14 protein-coding genes are annotated in these 15,859 nt (G+C 42.6%); 6 read left to right on the top strand and 8 right to left on the bottom strand.

Annotated features, from left to right (window positions below; translation table 11 throughout):
* Positions 1-176: 176 nt before the first annotated feature.
* Both H6H03_RS34235 and purC read right to left on the bottom strand, forming a co-directional pair.
* The gene (locus tag H6H03_RS34235) at positions 177-2,822 is read right to left on the bottom strand and encodes a BamA/TamA family outer membrane protein (protein ID WP_190959470.1); all 2,646 of its coding nucleotides are present in this window, start codon (positions 2,820-2,822) and stop codon (positions 177-179) included.
* Between the two features lie 265 nt (positions 2,823-3,087).
* Positions 3,088-3,825 carry a phosphoribosylaminoimidazolesuccinocarboxamide synthase gene (purC, locus tag H6H03_RS34240; protein ID WP_190959471.1) on the bottom strand — a complete coding sequence of 246 codons (738 nt, stop codon included), beginning with the start codon at positions 3,823-3,825 and terminating at the stop codon, positions 3,088-3,090.
* A 737-nt stretch (positions 3,826-4,562) separates the two neighbouring features.
* On the opposite strand from purC, the gene H6H03_RS34245 reads away from it, so the two are divergent.
* Positions 4,563-4,835 (top strand): DUF7219 family protein, encoded by a 273-nt coding sequence (locus H6H03_RS34245; RefSeq protein ID WP_190959472.1) that lies wholly within the window; start codon positions 4,563-4,565, stop codon positions 4,833-4,835.
* A gap of 82 nt (positions 4,836-4,917) precedes the next feature.
* On the opposite strand, the gene H6H03_RS34250 is transcribed toward H6H03_RS34245, so the two are convergent.
* Both H6H03_RS34250 and H6H03_RS34255 read right to left on the bottom strand, forming a co-directional pair.
* On the bottom strand, positions 4,918-7,512 hold the full coding sequence (locus H6H03_RS34250) for a GAF domain-containing protein (RefSeq protein WP_190959481.1): 2,595 nt from the start codon (positions 7,510-7,512) through the stop codon (positions 4,918-4,920).
* 187 nt (positions 7,513-7,699) lie between these two features.
* Positions 7,700-8,821: a glycosyltransferase family 4 protein gene (locus tag H6H03_RS34255; protein ID WP_190959473.1), complete on the bottom strand. Its 1,122-nt coding sequence runs from the start codon at positions 8,819-8,821 to the stop codon at positions 7,700-7,702.
* A 117-nt stretch (positions 8,822-8,938) separates the two neighbouring features.
* On the opposite strand from H6H03_RS34255, the gene H6H03_RS34260 reads away from it, so the two are divergent.
* Positions 8,939-9,379 carry a GNAT family N-acetyltransferase gene (locus tag H6H03_RS34260; protein WP_190959474.1) on the top strand — a complete coding sequence of 147 codons (441 nt, stop codon included), beginning with the start codon at positions 8,939-8,941 and terminating at the stop codon, positions 9,377-9,379.
* Positions 9,380-9,491: 112 nt separating this feature from the next.
* Here H6H03_RS34260 and H6H03_RS34270 read toward each other — a convergent pair whose 3' ends face one another.
* Genes H6H03_RS34270 through H6H03_RS34280 form a run of 3 tightly spaced genes read right to left on the bottom strand, consistent with a single transcriptional unit; the run spans position 9,492 to position 11,340 of the window.
* Positions 9,492-10,646, bottom strand: coding sequence for an NAD-dependent epimerase/dehydratase family protein (locus tag H6H03_RS34270; RefSeq protein WP_190959475.1), 1,155 nt, complete (start codon positions 10,644-10,646; stop codon positions 9,492-9,494).
* Positions 10,570-10,833 carry a hypothetical protein gene (locus H6H03_RS34275; protein ID WP_190959476.1) on the bottom strand — a complete coding sequence of 88 codons (264 nt, stop codon included), beginning with the start codon at positions 10,831-10,833 and terminating at the stop codon, positions 10,570-10,572. Before H6H03_RS34275 ends, H6H03_RS34270 begins: the two co-directional genes overlap by 77 nt.
* Positions 10,834-10,836: 3 nt before the next feature.
* Positions 10,837-11,340 (bottom strand): hypothetical protein, encoded by a 504-nt coding sequence (locus H6H03_RS34280; RefSeq protein ID WP_242058120.1) that lies wholly within the window; start codon positions 11,338-11,340, stop codon positions 10,837-10,839.
* A 227-nt stretch (positions 11,341-11,567) separates the two neighbouring features.
* Between H6H03_RS34280 and H6H03_RS34285 the strand changes: the two genes are divergently transcribed.
* The 4 genes from H6H03_RS34285 (at position 11,568) to H6H03_RS34300 (ending at position 14,345) form a co-directional block, all read left to right on the top strand.
* Complete coding sequence (locus H6H03_RS34285) at positions 11,568-11,768, top strand: hypothetical protein (protein WP_242058121.1); 201 nt, start codon at positions 11,568-11,570, stop codon at positions 11,766-11,768.
* Between the two features lie 127 nt (positions 11,769-11,895).
* Positions 11,896-12,249, top strand: coding sequence for a hypothetical protein (locus tag H6H03_RS34290; RefSeq protein WP_190959478.1), 354 nt, complete (start codon positions 11,896-11,898; stop codon positions 12,247-12,249).
* A gap of 93 nt (positions 12,250-12,342) precedes the next feature.
* Positions 12,343-13,854 (top strand): stress-responsive protein Ycf46, encoded by a 1,512-nt coding sequence (gene ycf46 / locus H6H03_RS34295; RefSeq protein WP_099067841.1) that lies wholly within the window; start codon positions 12,343-12,345, stop codon positions 13,852-13,854.
* Positions 13,855-13,994: 140 nt separating this feature from the next.
* Positions 13,995-14,345 (top strand): DUF1257 domain-containing protein, encoded by a 351-nt coding sequence (locus tag H6H03_RS34300; RefSeq protein WP_015136553.1) that lies wholly within the window; start codon positions 13,995-13,997, stop codon positions 14,343-14,345.
* A gap of 155 nt (positions 14,346-14,500) precedes the next feature.
* Here the strand turns inward: H6H03_RS34300 and H6H03_RS34305 are convergent, their stop codons facing one another.
* Positions 14,501-15,574 carry an HNH endonuclease gene (locus tag H6H03_RS34305; RefSeq protein WP_199339188.1) on the bottom strand — a complete coding sequence of 358 codons (1,074 nt, stop codon included), beginning with the start codon at positions 15,572-15,574 and terminating at the stop codon, positions 14,501-14,503.
* Between the last annotated feature and the right edge of the window lie 285 nt (positions 15,575-15,859).

The following is a 15,859-nucleotide window of genomic DNA, read 5'->3' on the forward strand; positions in this document are numbered from 1 at the left end:
TTCATAGTCTGTTTTGGTAAAACCCTGATATTCCCTCAAAATTGTCATTAATCCCTTTATCGGAACAGTATTGAGGCAAACGTCAAAATTAGCAAGCTAATCTCGAAAGAGAATTGTCATTTGTCAGTTGTGGTTTGTATTCACCAATGACTAATGACTGATGACTAATGGCTAAATTAAAACCTTTCGCCAATACCGAAATTAATCCGGCTATCACCATCATCATTGATACCGTAGTCAATACGAATTGGCCCCAAGGGAGACTGGACGCGAACGCCGACACCATAACCGTAGCCAGTGCCGTTTTTGTTAAGTATTTCAGCCGGTCTGGTTGTGGTTCCCAAGTCACTACCAATATCAAAAAATAGCGCGCCACTAACTACTGAAAAAACTGGAAACCGATACTCAACTGATGCTTGTACATAACTGCGTCCACTGCTTAATGCTCCTTCTTCGTAACCCCGAACCGAGTTGCTACCGCCAATGGTAAAGGCTTCGTAGGGGGGCAAGTCGCCAAGGACAGTTCCTGCTTGCAGGTTAAATGCTAAGGTTTGTGCCCCTTTGCTGAGGCGAATTAATTGTACTGGGAAATATTGACTGTAGCTACCACGTAATCTGGTAAGTAAAATATTACCTTGTCCTATAGGTACTGACTGATCGATCCCAAAACGGAGATAAGAACCGCTAGTGGGTTGGAGGGGATTATTGCGAAGATCTCGCTGTGCTCCTAGCTGTAACAGTAATAAATCATCTTGACCCGTACCAGAGAAGCTGAGTGGAACTTCTTCTGAACTTATGCGATTACCATTATCGTCAAATAACCCTCCTGTTTTTCTTTCGTTCCCATCAGCATCTTCAGTGGTAACTCGTTGATACTGTAAACCGGCTGAAGCAGTCCACACTGAACTTTTGTAAGGATTGGAGGATAGGGGACGGGTAAAAGTGACACCACCACCTAGACGGACAACACGGGGTCGATCTTGAGCTTCTGTATCTGTGGGATTTTCCGGATTAAACGTCCTAATCTCTTGATCTTGGCCATCAAAAATTAATGAAATGGAACTGCGGCGAAAAAGATTAGTTGTGTAAGAAGTGCGGTAAGGATCTCCAGCAATCCAGGGATCGGTAAACCGCAGGTCAAACAGTAGTTCTCTTTCTCCTACCTGTACTTCTGCTCCCAATTTTTGGTTTCTGCCATTCAGGTTCTGCTGTTGATAGCTGACTGTACCAAAAAGTCCGCTAGCAGAACTAATCCCTGCCCCTGCCGCAATAGAACCGCTGCTACGTTCAGCCACATTCACTACTACATCTACCTTGCTGGGGTCAGTACCAGGGTCAAGGGAAACATTCACATCCTCAAACAGTCCTAGCCCATACACGCGCTGTAAGTCTCTTTGGACTGTATTGCGGTTGAATACCTGTCCTGGCTTTAATTCGACTTCCCGTGTAATGATGTATTCTTGGGTGCGTCCTCGAATTGGCTGTCCTTTTTCGTCTGTTTCCTGACCATCTTTATTGCGGAACCGGACTCGGATGTTTTCCACTACCCCTTCTGCTACTTGTAAGGTAACAACTCCGTTTTCAGAGACTTGAGGCGCTCCAATGACGTTGGCTAGTACGTAACCTTGATCTTGATACCGCTTGTTTAACTGCTTGATTCCTTCCTGCAAGTCACGCAGGTTCAATATTTTACCATACTGTTCGCGAAATACTTCATCCACAGTGGTAGGTGGTAGTACCGAGGGAACACCAGTGCCAGGATTAGCTTCCACTTGTACCTTACTTAAAACGGGGTTTGGCTGTACGACAAAGCTTACTCTTACTCCCAAGGGGGTGTCTTCTGGCGCTGCTTGAACATTTGAAAAGAAGCCAGTACCAAAGATGGCATTAATATCTTCTTGCAGTTGGCTGCGGGTTGTGGTTCGTCCTGGTTGGGTACGAATGACTCTGTAAACTTGTTCTTCGAGTTCTGGTGCTAGTTGCCCAGTTTGGGATCTAACGACTACTTCCGAGACCAGTACGCGGGGATCGGTGGCTTCTGGAGGTGCTTGAGGTTGTGTATTTTCAGGAGTAGTACCTGGGGTTGGCGCTGTGCCAGGTTGTGTATTTTGCGGTGTAGTGCTTGGGGCGGGGGCTGGTGTTCTTTGTTGACTATCTGGAAGTGGGATGTCGGGAGTGGAAGATGGCTGTTGAGTATCTTCAGGAGTTGTGGGTAATACAGGTTCTGTTGCAGGGGGATTAACATTCTCTGGGACTGGAGTAGTCTCAGGAGTTGGCAAAGGCGTTGGTTGTTGAATATCTGGAGGGGGAATGTCTGGAGCAGGAGATGGCTGTTGAGCAATACTGGTATTACTTTGAGGGGTTTGTGCCGTTGTTGCTGTTGTGGAGGTTGGCACTATTATCTCTGGTGTGGCGTAGACGCGGAGCGGTGAGGAGGTCGCAGTCTTCTTTACGAGACGCTGCGCGTTGGCAAAGCCTCTCGTAGAGAAGGCGGTTTCCGTCGATTGCGTTAGCGCAGCGTTAGCGACGTTAGGAGCGTCACCTCCGAACCCGTTCGGCGAAGCCGTTCTCGAAGAGTAGGGATTGTCGTCAGAAATCGCTTTTGTTTTTTTACCAGGGAAAACTGCCACAACACGAGACTCTAGATGCTCGTTATTAGATTGAGTTTGACCAGTGTCTTTTTCTAGCTGCTGATTAGTTTCCAGTGTCAAAACTTCTGTTGTCTGTTTTGAACTGTTGGCGGTTTGTGCATTTGCACTGGGTGAGCCGCCCAAAGGCGCTGCAATTGCTACTGCTGTCAGCAATACTGGATATAAACGCATTTTACTTATGATTCCTCTTCACAACCACACACACCATCACGAATTAGTCATTAGTCATTGGGCAAACAAGGCATCAGGGAGCCAGTGAGGTCTTGGGGGTTTCCCCCATAAGCAACTGGCGTGTCTCCTCAAGTGGAGGAGGCAGTGACGGGTACTCAGGGGTTTCACCCATCAGCAACTGCCGTCAAGTGGCGTCATTAGGCATTGGTTCTTCACAAAAGACAAATGACAATCCACATGAGTTTAATAGATTTTTCCCAATTTTTTAATTATTACTATCTACTGCTTTTAGTACTCGCTGTAAAACCTCCTGGTAGGCATCCTCTACATTTCCTAAATCGCGACGAAAGCGGTCTTTGTCTAGTACACGCCGATTTGAGTCTTCTTCTGCGCTATCCCACAAACGGCAGGTGTCGGGGCTAATTTCGTCTGCCAAGAGCAACTGCTGTTGTGAGTCCAAACCAAATTCTAGTTTGAAGTCTACTAGGGTAATGCTGCACCGCTGCCAAAAGCCACCGAGAAAATCGTTGATTTGCAATGCTAGATGTGTAATTGCATCCACTTGTTCCGGCGTGGCTAACTCTAGCAGGTACAGGCGATCGCGTGTCAACAAAGGATCTCCTAATTGGTCGTTTTTGTAATAAAACTCAACTAAAGGCTGTTTCAGAATTGTACCCACTGGTAAACCTGTTTGCTGACACAGGCTGCCGGCGGCAATATTTCTAATCACTACTTCTAAAGGCAAAATCTTTACTGCTCTCACCCGCATCTGATTAGGGGCAGGGCTGTCGATAAAGTGAGTCTTTATACCATTTACCTCCAACTGTTTAAACAGCTGGCTGGAAATGCGGCAATTAATTTCTCCTTTTCCTTGAATACTGCCACGCTTTTGAGCGTTAAACGCAGTGGCATCATCCTTAAAATCAGCCAACAAGATTTCCGGATCGTCCGTTGCATAGAGAATTTTCGCTTTGCCTTCGTATAGCTTGGAATTAACAGACATGGTGGGAGGTAAAGTTGTAGGCGATGGACAATTTTTGTCCTTTGAGGCTTCACCATTTTATCTTTAGTTATTAACCATTAGCCATTAGAGGCTGGAACAGATAGAGGGCAAGGCTCCTCACTCAACAGTCAAAAGTTAACAGTCAACACTCCCAATACCCAAAATCTCAAATCTCAAATGAATTATTCCCTAGTCCCTGAACTGAATCGTGGTCTATAAACGTGAAAATAGTTGTAAAAGTTTGGTTTTTTGGTCAATGATTAGTGGCTATGAGCCGATTACTAAAGATTCAGAACTTGATCTCTAACTTTTAACAGAAGACAATTGGATTTGGTAAGTGATAAGTTTTTGCTGTGTAATTTATTGGTTCGTAGTTTAGTTGTAATTATTTTTGCAAAGAAAATTTATTAAAAAATAAGTATATTTTAATACTTGGTAAATAAGGGTTTTTAGCGAAGTTAATTACAATAGCCATTTCATAAATTAAGATGAGATAAATTGACAATTGGGAGAAAAAGTAAATATTCTCTCTAGTCACTTTAGTAACGACTTTCTTTGTAAAGTTTACGGTGAAAGTGTTCTAAGCTTTAGACTCTAGTTTCAATATCTGAATCGACCAATTCCCGAATCACCGGTTGGAAATGGAGTTTAATGATTCGGTTTCCCCAGTCTGACAAAGAAAGAACGGGGTAGCTACTGATTCAGCTTCCAAAATTTAAAAAAGGGGAATTTAATAAATGGAGAGAAAAATAGTGAATAAGGATGATTTTATCTATCCTCGCGGTCGCTACTACGGTCAAGTAAAGCCAGAAAACTTGGTTTTTAATGCGAATCTACAGGAATTTGCTCAAAAAGTAAGCTATATTTGCAACCTGGAAACGGGTGGAAAAATGGCTCCAGATGAAGCTTACGACCAAATCAAGGATTTATGGAAACAGTTGAAACGCTCAAAAAAAGAGCTGAGAATTGGAGAAGATCCATTTTTGGATGACGGACAGATTCAAGATTAACAAGTTAATTAAGAGTGAAAAGTTCAAAGTCCAGCCCAGAAAAAGCATTTCTGGACTCTTAGTAACGTTTTAAACTTGAAAACTACTTAGCAATCATTGTCCAAACACCATCCCAGGATTCTGAAGGCGGCGTTTGTTGGTAATTACAAGCACGTTCTAGGTGGATATTCACAGCTTGGTCTTTAGGTTTGATGCGTTTGGCGGCTTCAAAGCAAGCGATCGCTTGGGAGAAGTTACGCGATAAATAAGCTGAGCGTCCAGTATGATAGTGAAACAAAAACTCTTGAGTGTTGGCATCTAAAGGAGTAGTGCGATCGCCAATTAACTCGTAGATATTTACAGCCTGGTGTTTCCCTTTGACTCGAATTCTATCTAACTGGCGCACCCAAATGCGATCGCTGCAAAGTTGGTAAGTAAATTCACTTAAAAGAATATCACAACCATATTCCTTAGTTACTCCTTCTAGGCGCGAACTCAAATTTACACCGTCGCCAATTACGGTATAATCCATTCGCTTGCGGGAACCAATATTACCCGAAACCACTTCCCCAGAACTAATTCCAATGCCAATACGGATTTCTGGCTGTGCTTGGATAATTCGTCGCTGGTTAAATTCTTCTAAGCGTTGTCGCATATCCAACGCTGACTGTACAGCCCTCCAAGCATGGTTTTCTGTAAGTGGTAGTGGCGCACCAAATACGGCCATTAAAGCATCACCAATAAATTTATCGAGTGTACCTTCATAATTAAACACTGCCTCCACCATCGTCTCAAAATACTGATTCAGCAGTGATACCACCTCAGCTGCACCGAGATTTTCCGTAAGTGTCGTGTAGCCTCGGATATCAGAAAATAAGATGGTTACTTCTTTGCGTTCGCTTACCATTAGGCCATCTTCACCCAAAGCCATGACTTGTTCGACTACATGGGGCGTCAGGTAGCGGGACATTGTAGTTTTCATACGTTTTTCTTGACTGATGTCTTCCAGCACTACCAAACCACCACGGACACCGCCTTCTGGGTTAGTCAGGGGATTAACAGTGAGATTGATACTGCGTTCTAATATTTGCACGCCATCGGATGTGAGAAACTGAGACTTGGGAGTTAGGGGTTGATTCCAGGGAATAAAAACATCAGGGTTATGGCGATCGCGCACTGCTAAACTTAAGTACTGAGTTTTCGATGCCGAACCCTGAGCGAAACTCAAAACTGGACAATCTACACTCATAACTTGATACAGTCCCACAATCAAAGTTTGTTCTGGCACATAATGTTTAGCTCCAGTTTTTAAACTATCTTCTAGCCGCATTTGCAGATTTTCAATCGGTACAACTTCCCAAACTCGGCGACCAATCAAATTTTGTTCCCACAAAAGCTTGTTAGTTTTAGTAGTAGTATCTCCTATAGGGCAACCCAATAACTCCAAGGCTGCATCATTAATTGTGACGATTTTCCCTGCCATATCTGTAGAAATTACAGCATCAGATAGGCTCTGCAAAATGTCTTTTTGATACTGTTTTTCTAACAGCACGTTTTCAAACAATCGAGCATTTTCTAAAGCAATTCCCGCCTGGATATTAAAAGCCCGCATAAACTCTTCATCAGAAGCAGTAAAACTGCTTTGCTGCTTATTAATTAATTGCGTTACACCAATCAATTCATTTGCGGAATTAAAGACTGGTAAACACAAAATATTGCGAGTTACATACCCAGTTTTTGTATCTGTAGTCGGGTCAAAGCGGGGATCTTTGTAGGCATCAGGAATATTTAGAGCTTCACCAGTAGAAGCTACATAGCCAGCAATACCACGATTAGCAGGAATGCGAATTTCAATTAAATTTGTGCCATCGGCTGCCGCCACTTTTGTCCAGAGTTCGCTCATTTCTTTACGATATAAAAATAGCGTACTGCGGTCTGCTTGCATTAAAATTCGAGCTTGCTCCATGACTATTTGCAAAGTCGCTTCTAAATCCAGACTTTGCCCTAGTGTCTGAGTTGCCCGCAACAAAGCCGTTGCGCCTCTTTGATTTCGGGCAGCTACATAAAAAGATTGGCAACTTTCTAGAATAATCCCAATAGAAGCAGCAAAATCTCGAAAACGTTCTTCATCATCATAATTAAATGGAATATTTCCAGTTTTATTAGCCAGTTGCACTACCGCTACAGTTTGGTTTTTGCTACTAATAACTGGCATACATAAAATATTGTGAATTTTGTAGCCCATTTGTTTTTCAAGTTCTGGGCTAAATAAGGGATGAGTATAGGTTTCAGATATATTTAGATATTGTCCTGTACTAGCAACATGACCAGGAATACCCACTGTAATGGGAGTACGAATTTCTAAGAATCTTTGAGTATTATCTTGGGGAACTTTTGACCAAAGTTGGCCTTTGTCATGGTCAACTAAAAAAATAGCTGTGTGTTCTGCTTGGAGAATTTGACCAATTTTGAGTGTAATCGCTTCTAAAACTTTCTCCAACATAGTTTCTAGAGCTTCATTATTAATTAGTTCAATGGCTCTGAGAAATTGCTGAAACTCAGCCGTTATAAAGTCTAGTAAGCAAACAAATTCATTAACAGATAAATCTTTAACGCGACGCAGTAGGGCGTGAGTACGATTAACTTGAGTTAGTTCAGTTAATGTAGCCAAGACGCTGCCAGGGTTAGGGAGTGTCATGGAATTTTGGGTATTAGGGATTGGTGACTGGGGACTGGGGATTAGAGAGTAGGTATTGGAGATTAGGGAGTGTGGGGAGTGTGGGGAGTGTGGGGGGAAAGATTCTTCCCTATCCTCCCACACCTCCCACCCCTCCCATACTTCCTGCTTGCCCAATACCCAATACCCAATCCCCAGTACCCAATCCCTATTGTTGAGAAAATATCACCTTTTGATAGTAATTTTGTAGCTGGGCAGTGGCAGCCGCCCAACCCCAACTTTCTGCTTCTCGGCGAGCATTTTGACGGATGATGTCTCGTTGTTGTTTCTGTTCTAAGAGGCGGATAGTAGCTGCAATTGCCCCTTGAACATCTACTGTTGGCTCAAAAAGATATCCATTGACACCATCTGTGACAATATCAGGAATTCCTCCAGAACGGGCTGCCACCACTGGACAACCGGCTGCCATTGCTTCTAGTAATACTAAGCCTAGTGTTTCGGTTCGGGAGGGAAAAACAAAGGCGTCAGCACTTGCAAAGGCAGAACCTAATTCTCGGCCCATGAGATACCCAACAAAATAAGTGTTTGTGCCAGCAAAGTGTTTTTCTAGTGCTTGGCGGTGAGGGCCATCCCCAACTAATGCCAATCGGGCTTCGGGAATTGCTTCTAAAATTGGTTTGATGCGCTCAATTTCTTTTTCAGCAGAGAGACGCCCAACGTAAAGTAGTAAGGGACTTTCTGGATGATTTTGCGATAAACGCGATCGCATCTCTACACTTGCTAAATCTGGATGAAATAATTCCGTATCCACCCCACGCTGCCATAAATCTACCCGTTCAATACCGTGTGCTGACAGTTCCTCCATCATCGCTGTGGAGGTACACAAATTCAAAGCTGCTTGATTATGACCGGCTTTAAGGAGTTCCCAAAGCAGCCCTTCTAGCATTCCCAAGCCGTAATGCTGGAGATATTGGGGCAAATGGGTATGATAAGAGGCTACCAGGGGTATTTTGAGCATTTTGCTGTAGAATATGCCAGCTAAACCCAAAACTGCTGGATTGACGACATGAATAATATCTGGCTGAAACTCTTCTAAGGCATAACCAATGGCTGGGCGGGGAAGTGCCATTTTTAATTCTGGATACAATGGCAGAGGAAAGCCAGTAATGCCGTAAACTTTAGCGCCTTTATGTTCTGTGATGCCTCCATCAGGGGCAATCACCAGCACTTGATTACCATTGCGTTGTAGATGGTCAACGGTGTGGCGCAGGCGCGTTACAATGCCGTCAACCTTGGGCAAAAAGGTTTCGGTGAACAGGGCGATTCTCATATAAAACTATTCAGTCCAGGCAGATAATCCCAGCTTTTCTTACGTTTCGTCTCAAAGACAGAGTAAACTATCTCCCGTGATGTAATCAATTCTGTTGTGAAATTCTCTATTCAAGAAATGACCAATCGTAAAGGCGAAATTGCTGAGGGCATTTTGCGATCGTTGCCTGATTGGTTCGGTATTGAGTCAGGGATTGTTGAGTATTGCCATCACATCAATGAACTCCCCCTATTCGCTGCTGTGACTCAAACAGATGTCGTTATAGGATTCCTTTCACTTCAGGAACACAATGAATTGACTGGAGAGATTTACGTTATGGGTGTTGTCCCCGAATATCATCATCAGGGCATTGGCAAGGCTCTAGTTGAATGTTCAGTTGAGTACTGCCGAAATAGAGGGCTAGAATTTCTCCAAGTGAAAACCCTTGGGCCATCGTCCCATAATTATTTCTTCGATCGCACCAGAAAATTCTATCTTCACGTAGGATTTCGACCTCTTGAAGAATTTATGAGCATCTGGCCTGGCAACCCCTGTCTGATTATGGTTATGGCGCTCTAAAAACAACAATTGACTGGTCGTCATATTGTGCTAGGATATGGCGACCAGCTTTCGGCCAGCGATTTACTTGAGTTAAATAGGGTTCTGTTAGCAGCCGCACGCCGGTTTAACTCTAGTTTCTGTGCCAAGAAACTTTAGGCAGAATTTGTTTTTTATCAACTCGTTTCTGATACTTGACTGCAAAGTTTAACAGAGAATCAAGTAAAGAATCAGAGAGAAAATGCGGCTGTAAACCTAAATCCAGCAATTTGGTGTTTTTTGCGTTGAAGTAATGTTCTTCTTTTTCGACTCTGGGATTATCTAAGTTATTGATTTCTACATTCAATCCCACTGCATTCCCAGCTTTTTTCACCATTAATGCCAAGTCACCGACGCTGAATTGCTCGGTAAATTGGTTAAATACCCGGAATTCACCAGCTTGGGCAGGATTGGCGATCGCCAACTCCACACATCTGACTGTATCCCGAATATCCAAAAATCCGCGAGTTTGTCCGCCTTTGCCGTAAACGGTAAGCGGATGTCCAATCGCTGCTTGAATACAAAAACGGTTCAGTGCTGTACCAAACACGCCATCATAATCCAGCCGATTAATCAATAATTCGTCCATTCCCGTTTCTTCGGTTAAGACGCCGTAAACCACACCCTGATTTAAATCTGTTGCCCGCAATCCCCAAATCCGGCAAGCAAAGTGGATGTTATGACTATCATGGACTTTGCTTAAATGGTACATTGAACCAGGTTGCTTGGGATAAGGTAGGGTATCCTTGCGCCCATTGTGTTCAATGGTGATATAGCCTTCTTCGATGTCGATGTTGGGCGTACCGTATTCACCCATTGTCCCCAACTTCACCAAATGGCAATCTGGGAAATCTTCCCGCATCGCATACAGTAAGTTCAACGTCCCAACTACGTTATTGACTTGGGTGAGAACTGCATGTTCGCGGTCAATCATCGAAAATGGAGCCGAGCGCTGTTCGCCAAAATGCACTATGGCATTTGGCTGAAATTGATGCAATGCTTTACTGAGAAACTCGTAATTTGTAATATCGCCAACGAACAGATCGATAGATTTACCAGTCAAATCTTGCCAGCGCTGGAGGCGTTGCCCAATAGGTGCGATCGGCGTGAGAGTTTCAACACCGAGTTCATTATCCCAGTGCCGCCGCACCAAACTATCTAAAATTCCAACTTCATAACCTCGATTGGAAAGGTAAAGGGCAGTTGCCCAACCGCAATACCCATCGCCACCAATAACCAGGACTTTCATCTTCACCAGTTTTTACTCGCTGATAGCTAAATCTATCAGGTTTGTGTCCCCTCTCAATCATCATTCTGAAAGAGATGTGGATTTTGGGCATTGGGCATTGGGCATTGGAGGCAGAAGGCAGAAGTTCTTTAATGCAAGAATTTTGAATTTTGAATTTATTTGTCTCCCTCATCTCCCCATGCCCCATAAGTCAAGACTTTGGAATCCGATACTGCTGGGCAATGTAATAGAACAAACGGTAGTAATTTGGAAATTCTTGGCTGTTGCTTCGTCCTTGCCAGTAGTATTTGACTTGATTTTGAGTTAGTGTCAGTGTCATTGAAGTTGCTTGGCGATCGCTTTCTACAACTAGCACGCCAGATATTCCTTGAGCAGTCTGAAAGTTGGGTTGTATCTTTTTCTTTGACTCTCGGTCTTTGTCAATCGAATTTGGTAGCTGTTGACTTGCCCACCCCCGAATTTCCAGTGCGTTGTTTTGGTCTGAAATAAAGGTAATTCCATCATTATTTTCTGGGGCTGGCAAAGAACTCCAATTACTCGGATATGGAAACTCAAAACCATAACGGGAATTGCTATAAGTTTTCCAAGCGATCGCTTCGGCGTTAAAATCAGTCGCACTACAACCCCACACGATTGTTAACAGGGCTATGACCCTGCTAAAGCTGGCGGCAAACGGATAAATTTTTTGCCCCATACAGGTTTTATGAGCAATAACCATTTACATTACGCATTACGCATTTCGCCAAAGTCACTGATTTTATACAAATACCAGAAACTCAAATCGATACCTTCGCTAATTTACAGGTTATTATTCCCAAATCAAGAAACTGCTGAATAAACGCACTATAAAACTCTCATCATAAGAACTATTTTTGTTTTTTCAGTATAAAAGTTTGCTTAAAGTGCTTGATCGCACAATTTATGTACAGTGTATCTCACCCAGTTGAGTCAACTTTGGAGCTTTTTCACATCCAAACCAACACATCTTTGCAATTTGCAGCAAATCTTTCTGTAATTTGCATCGGTAAGCCAAACGACCAACAATCTCCAGATATTGATGTTTCTGGCTTCCCGGATTCCCATGTGGTATCTCGAAATCCACGCCAGAATTTGGGTAAATAGGAATGAATACCATATTAATGTAAACAAATGTAACGAAAATAGCGTCAAAACGTTTTACTGTCTTGACAAAGAATAGAAGAACCGATAACTTGATATACATACCCGGGTAAGACCGTTAAAGAGTTATATGCAAACGCAAACTAAGCAAAAGGTCACTTTGTATTTATCGCCAGAGTTGCACAGAAAACTGAAGATTCGTTCAGCAATCGATTGCCAAGCAATGTCAGAGATCGCAGAACGCGCACTCATTTTTTATCTGTCTAATTCGGAATTAGTTGATGAAGTCGAAGCTTCATCTTATGGGCGGACTCATAGAGTTTATTCATGCCCAACTTGTAATAGCTCACTAGTCTTACGTGATGGGGAACTGGTTACTTTAGGCAATCAACCAGGAGTAGTTGGTCAAGAGCATCTTTCCATTGATGAAATGGATGAAGATGAAACCCATCCCAAGGGTGAGGAAGAGTTGGTTCCTTGCTAGATAGGAATGATGAATGAATAATTCATCATTTCGGTTGCCTTTACTAAAAGCAATGTCTGTACTGTCTCTATTAGGTCTCAAGTAGGTCGATGTATGAAAGAAGAGCTCAATATCCTAATTCAAGCTCAATACCCTTTAATCTACCTTGTGACCTCCGAGGAAGAGCGGGCTGAGCAAGCGATTTCCACTACTGCCCAGATGTTGAAGCCTCAGCGCCGAGTATTCGTTTGGACAGTAACACACGGCATTGTTGAGTACGGTCAACCCCGGAATGTCACACAACATAATACCGTGTCTCCAGAGGCGGCGATTGAGTGGATTATCCGGCAAAAAGAACCCAGTATATTTATTCTTAAAGATTTACATCCGTTTATTGATGCGCCTGCAACCACAAGATCGTTACGCGATGCGATCGCCAGCTTCAAAGGTACACAAAAGAACATCATTTTGATGTCGCCGATGCAGCAAGTACCTATAGAACTGGAAAAGGAAGTTGTAGTCCTTGATTTTCGCCTGCCAGATATGGCTGAGTTGAATAAAGTACTGACTTATCATATAGACCAATATCGTGGGCGGCGCTTGACAACAGAGGCTAGAGAAAAGCTTCTCAGAGCAGCTTTGGGTTTAACCAAAGATGAAGCTGAAAAAGTCTACCGAAAGGCGCAGGTAACTACGGGGCGCTTGACGGAAGATGAAGTAGATATAGTTTTATCTGAGAAAAAGCAACTGATTAGGCGCAATGGTATCTTAGAATACATTGAAGAAGATGAAACCATTGATGCAGTAGGTGGCTTAGAGGAGCTAAAAAAATGGCTCAAGCAACGTTCTAACGCTTTCACAGAAAGAGCGAGAGAATATGGTTTGCCTCAACCAAAAGGGATGTTAATTCTAGGAGTTCCGGGTTGTGGTAAGTCATTAATTGCCAAAACTACTTCTCGCTTGTGGGGTTTACCACTGTTGCGGTTGGACATGGGGCGAGTGTATGATGGCTCTATGGTGGGACGAAGTGAAGCAAACTTGCGTAACGCCCTAAAGACAGCAGAATCTATTTCGCCAGCAATTTTGTTTATCGATGAATTGGATAAATCTTTTGCTGGTAGTGCAGGCTCCTCGGATTCTGATGGCGGGACTTCGAGTAGAATCTTCGGTTCTTTTCTCACATGGATGCAAGATAAAAAATCTCCAGTGTTTGTTATGGCAACCGCCAACAGAGTGGAACGGTTACCTGGGGAGTTTCTGAGGAAAGGACGCTTTGATGAAATATTCTTTGTGGACTTGCCAACTCCAGAAGAACGCCAAGATATTTTTAATATTCACCTAAGCAAACGCCGCGAAGACATCTCTAGATTTGACCTTGAGCAATTAGCTAAGATGTCCGATGGCTTTTCCGGTGCAGAAATTGAACAAGCGATCGTTGCGGCGATGTATGAAGCTTTCGCCCAAGATCGGGAGTTCACACAACTAGATATTATTGCTGCGCTAAAGGCAACATTGCCGCTGTCTCGAACGATGCAAGAACAGGTAACGGCTCTGCGAGATTGGGCCAGACAGCGAGCGCGTCCCGCAGCATCCTCCGTTGCTGAATATCAGCGAATGGAGTTTTAAAAGCTTTCCTCTGCCATCCCAGGGGGAAAGGCTAGCTTTCAGGCTAGCAGTTATGAAAAAAGCCGCCTCCTGCTAAGTGCGGCTTCGTCCAAAACAAACCGTTGTCGTATTTCTCAATCTTCTCATTGGAGGAAACCCAAATGTCTCACTTTAGCACCCTGCGTACCAAGATCACCGATGCCGAAATCCTCAAAGCTTCCTTGCGCGACCTCGGTATCAGCGTAAAAACTGAAGCTGATGTACGTGGTTATAACGGTCAGCGCGTTCGTTCCGATATCGTTGCCGTATTGGAAGGCGAATATGACCTCGGCTGGTCTCGCAACAGCGATGGTTCTTTTGACCTAATCGCTGACCTGTGGGGCGTTGCTAAGAAGCACAACCAAACCGAGTTGATCAACTCCATTAACCAAAAATATGCTGTTAACAAGACCTTGGCTGAAGTAAAACAGCGCGGTCTACAAAACGCCAATGTGAAGTTGGTATTGCAATAACAATTTCTCTGCGCGTTCCCAAAGCTGCACGGGTTAACCAGGCATTAGCGGTTAGCCCGCTTTTTTTTAGGGACTGAGATTTATTTCTCAGTCCCTAATTTTTTAACTCTAATTTTGATACTTTCTTTTAAATTTATTCAGTACGAAACTTGAGTTTAGTTTTTACCAGGTGCAACAACCCTAATATCTTGTACATGGGTATAGCCAAGGTGCTTTTGAATGAAATTGAGAAGTTCAGCTTTATGCTGAAGTAACCATTGAGGATTATTACCACCATATAAACTGATTTCCCATGTTGAGTAGTATTGCCCGTTTCTCCTTTCATGCCAATTAACTTGACACACAGATTTGCAATGGTAAAAGAAGTTTACAATCCTTGTTATAACCCGTGCGACATCTCTATCTGCCTGTGCGTGGGGTAATGATAAGTTCAATACTGTTTTCGGGCGACTTAATTGTGTTTCATTAAACCGGAAATTAATTTCATTAATGCTTTTGTTTTTATTGCAAATACTACACAAGGTTTGTGAGTTTTCTAAAGATGTTTCACCACCCATAAAAACTGAAACAACATGATCAATTTCTAATCTTACTCCTTTACCACTTGCACCACAACATAGACAGGCATAACCATCTCGTTTCTTTATTTGCGATTTTTCTAAGGTAGTTAGTATTGGATTAGGAATAGTAAATGTTTTGAATGTACCAGAAGTTGTATTTAGATTTTCGCCAGAAATTTCACGGTCAAGAATGCTAGTTATTGTAGCATTAACTGCTGTATGAAAACGGATAAATTGTTTGTAAAAAGTTTTCCACAATGTGCCAGTTTTTGAAAACTCTTTACTTAGATATTCACGTTGTACACGAGGTGCAAGATCAATTACTTTATAAGCAAGTTTATCTAAATCATAAATTTCTCTTTCCTCAAATGGATGATATGAAGGTGCAGATTGATTTTGAGCGATGTGGCGAATAATCTTAATTAAATCTAAATCAAGCTTTTCACCAATATTGTCAGTTTTGCGTTCAAACCTCTCATTGATCCATTGTTGGACTTGATACTGCATCCATTTATCATCAAGATATTCTTTAGACCATTCATCTAAAAAGTTTGCAGAAAGAATGAAGTTAATAAAATTATCAAATTTATCTTTTGTATGTTCATATACCATAACAAACTCAGTAAATTCTTCCATTGATTCATTATTATTGTCAGAGTCGGCATACACAATTTCAGTTTTGTACCATCCAAGAGGGCATATTTTTTTGTATTCTATTGGATGTATTCCACTACTCTCAATTGACTTTGATAATTCCTCAACTAGACGAATAGAAATATATTCAAGTGGATAATATCCTTTTACAGAAAGTTTTCCTTCGTTTGTCTTGCCAACTATTGGGTTAGCCCCAGGGCTATTTCATTCTAAAAAGTTGCTTAAGTGTGTATAACCCAAAAGAACAGAGCCGTTGAGCTTGTGCCATGTTTTCAAACATCTGGTCACGGTATAAATTGA

The sequence above is a fragment of the Nostoc paludosum FACHB-159 genome (genome assembly GCF_014698835.1).
GTDB classification, from domain to species: Bacteria; Cyanobacteriota; Cyanobacteriia; order Cyanobacteriales; family Nostocaceae; genus Nostoc; species Nostoc paludosum.